Source organism: Nostoc sp. CHAB 5715 (assembly GCF_020829685.1).
Lineage (GTDB): Bacteria > Cyanobacteriota > Cyanobacteriia > Cyanobacteriales > Nostocaceae > Nostoc.
In genome coordinates this window covers 1-2,849 of sequence record NZ_JAIVFR010000946.1, presented here as the reverse complement: position 1 = coordinate 2,849, position 2,849 = coordinate 1, and the positions used below count along the sequence as shown (strand labels likewise).

The 2,849-nt window shown below is 39.1% G+C and carries 4 protein-coding genes and 1 pseudogene; 2 read left to right on the top strand and 3 right to left on the bottom strand.

The window, feature by feature from the left end:
- Nucleotides 1–265: 265 nt before the first annotated feature.
- Nucleotides 266–631, bottom strand: a complete 366-nt coding sequence (locus LC574_RS34150; RefSeq protein ID WP_229458044.1) for a hypothetical protein — start codon at nt 629–631, stop codon at nt 266–268.
- A gap of 115 nt (nt 632–746) precedes the next feature.
- On the opposite strand from LC574_RS34150, the gene LC574_RS34145 reads away from it, so the two are divergent.
- Complete coding sequence (locus LC574_RS34145) at nt 747–899, top strand: hypothetical protein (protein WP_229458042.1); 153 nt, start codon at nt 747–749, stop codon at nt 897–899.
- 136 nt (nt 900–1,035) lie between these two features.
- Here the strand turns inward: LC574_RS34145 and LC574_RS34140 are convergent, their stop codons facing one another.
- Entirely contained in the window at nt 1,036–1,746 is a 711-nt protein-coding gene (locus LC574_RS34140) for a hypothetical protein (RefSeq protein WP_229458041.1), read from the bottom strand.
- Nucleotides 1,747–2,274: 528 nt separating this feature from the next.
- Here LC574_RS34140 and LC574_RS34135 point away from each other — a divergent pair.
- Nucleotides 2,275–2,631, top strand: a complete 357-nt coding sequence (locus tag LC574_RS34135) for a sigma factor (RefSeq protein WP_306422203.1) — start codon at nt 2,275–2,277, stop codon at nt 2,629–2,631.
- Here LC574_RS34135 and LC574_RS34130 read toward each other — a convergent pair.
- Nucleotides 2,519–2,849: pseudogene (locus LC574_RS34130) on the bottom strand (hypothetical protein); the annotation flags it as partial. The gene LC574_RS34135 and the pseudogene LC574_RS34130 overlap by 113 nt on opposite strands.

The following is a 2,849-nucleotide window of genomic DNA, read 5'->3' as shown; positions in this document are numbered from 1 at the left end:
GGTGACAGAACCAGAGGCGAGAATTGGTGTCATCATCAGCGGTGGAAATGTAGATTTGGCGGAAGTTGGTAAATTGTTTTCTGGGGGATTGAAAAGTTAAATTTCCAATTGACAAACTGCGATGCCTGCGGCGGGCTGCGCCTACGCATACTACAAATTTCCTCTCTTAAAAATCACAGGGTATCGCGCTTATCTCGAACAAGTCTGCCTACATGAGGATTTACGCATAAAGATTCTCTGGGAAAATTAGGGGTAAAGTGTACTATTAACGCTGCCAATCATACATTAATCGTCCATGACGATCGCGCACAAGTTCCCATTCTCCATGACGATATGGTTGTCCGCGATAACGTACAGAGCGATAGCGTCGTCTATAATAATTTCGTCGATTCCGCTGGCGTTGATAATAATATTTTCCAGTCCGTTGCCGTCTATGATAACGTCGTCGAGTTCGTCGGTGAGCTAACAAAAGCTGTTCACTTTGCTCTCCAACTAATTTTGTCTGTGCATCAAGACTCTGTTCATTGAGAACATGATTGAGAGTAGTATCCTTGGCTGAAGCCAAAGCAGGTGGATAAATGAAGGCTAATAGCAGGAACACAATTGAGGATAGCTTTTGGAAACGGTTCACGTCTTTGCTTTTCCTAAACTATTGGTAATAATTTTATTTAATACTTAAGTTGAGCAACTATATAGTTCAGAATTTACCAACTTGAGGGGAGCAAAAGTAATGAAAGTACCTAAATTTGAAACGCTTGCTAAATCGCCTGAATCGGGCAATGGAAGATTTGGCAGCAGTGGCAGAGTATTTAGAGGTACAGGAAGAAATTAAGTATTTTTATGTGATTATTACTAATATTTTAGTACAGTGTTTGTTTGTAACACTTGTAACTATCTAACTAATATGGTAAAATTTTCTGCTTTTAAATTAGAATTTATCAACACCTTTACTACCTCTGCTAAATTTAAAAAATGCGATCGCTTCGCTGAAAATTAAAGCGATCGCTACTTTCCAGAAAGGTTAAAAATCATTGCCTATTCTAATTCAACACGAACAGGATTGAACTCAATCGCAACTATGCGAGTATCATCTTTGGGGTTATTATCATCGCTGATATCAGGACCACCCGTATCACCAACAATCGCAAATAGTTTGACTAATTCTGTGCGGTCATCTCCCGAAGCCGTGACTATATGAATGTGATTACCACCATCAGGTACAGCAGCTATACCTGCTCTAGCTAAACCAAGAATCTCTACTCCTGACATTCCGGTAATAATTGTCAGTGCATCAAGAATAGCCCCTGCAAACTTTTTAAAATCTGCACCGGGTCCAAGAAATTGAGACCCGGCTTTTTTACTGATAAAGCTTGTTTCCGAGAAATTATCGGAAACAATTTTTGTAATGCGTTTTCCCTTGGGAGCTTGCCAGACTTTACGAGTCCATTTTCCTTCTGTTTCTGACCAATCACTCTTAGTTTCTTTTGCATGAATGTAAATATCTGCATACAAAGATTGACCACGATCACCAATACGCAATCTCACATTACTTTTAACAGCTGGCCCATGACCATCAAATTCACGATCACCTCGCAATAACTTACTGGGAGCTAATTGCTCACTAATATTGCTAATTTTAATCTCTATTGGTGCTGCTGAAGCTGAACTCAAAAAGGAAGTGTAAACAATACTTGATACACTTACTGTAGTTAAAAGTATAGTTGATAAAAACTTGTTGATTTTCATTTTCTAATTCCTTTCTCAGATAAGAATTGGATTTTGTTTGCTCTCACTTTCAACAACAAATGAGAAAAAGAGATTATTCCAAAATTTTTGGAAAATTTTTTATCCTAATTCTGGCAAGGGTTTTTTATCCCTTTTACCAAAGGTGGAGCGTGGAAGTGTCAGCTAATTATTTCCCATGTAGGTGCATAAAAGCTGGCTGTAGAACATATCTATATAAAGATTTAAGAAAACGGAAGTATCGGGAGACAGTAAAATTACTTAAACCAATTCGCAATTCGCAATTCGCAATACTTCGGCTACGCTCAGTACAAGTTCGCAATTACGTTTTGTGACGGGGATTTAAACCCCGACACAAAACGCGCTGCCCTTCTTAGGCAGGGGACTTAAACCCCCAAAGTTTGTTAAAGAATCGGGAACATATAGATCCTAGATTAGTCTCCCTGACTAAATGTGCGATCGCCCAGCGGCTCGTGTAGAGTATCGCTATGCTCTTTTTATATGCTTTTATAAGTTGATATATTAATACTTATGCAGTCAAAACCAATGGCAGAGCCTGTTACACATCTAATAATTGATGCAAAACATCAAGAGCTGATCATTAAGATTGCTCGCAAATATACTAGAGAAAGTCCTATATCTTGGGAAGATGCAGCACAAGCCGCAATGATGAAAGTCTATGAAGCTGTGAAAGCAGGAGAGTTTCACCACGGAGGGATGGAAGAATTTCAGCGTTGGGCTACAGTTGTAGCCCGGTATGAGATTCTGAACTTTATCACAAAAGAACGTTTACGACAACACCAAAGCCTAGACGCAAACATTGTTGGGACAGATATTTCTTTGGTAGAGACAATTCCTTCCAACGCTTGGAAACCTCGCCTTGACTGATTCCTAATGCAGATGCTTGTTGGGTTTGGTTTTTACCTGAAACCATGAGTTGCCATAATTTGAGATAACAGCGTTTGGGATAACGCGAATCTAAATTTATAATTGCTTGTTTTGCCATGTCCCATAATTCTGCACTCAATACAGAGCTAAACAGGTTGAACTCATCAGGAATTGTTTCTACCAAAGAAATATCTGTCCCAATAATGTTTGCGTCTAGG

What these genes read in the sequence shown, in the direction of transcription:
- LC574_RS34135 (WP_306422203.1), top strand. Translation starts at nt 2,275, where the DNA reads ATGCAGTCAAAACCAATGGCAGAGCCTGTTACACATCTAATAATTGAT.
- LC574_RS34140 (WP_229458041.1), bottom strand. Translation starts at nt 1,746, where the DNA reads ATGAAAATCAACAAGTTTTTATCAACTATACTTTTAACTACAGTAAGT.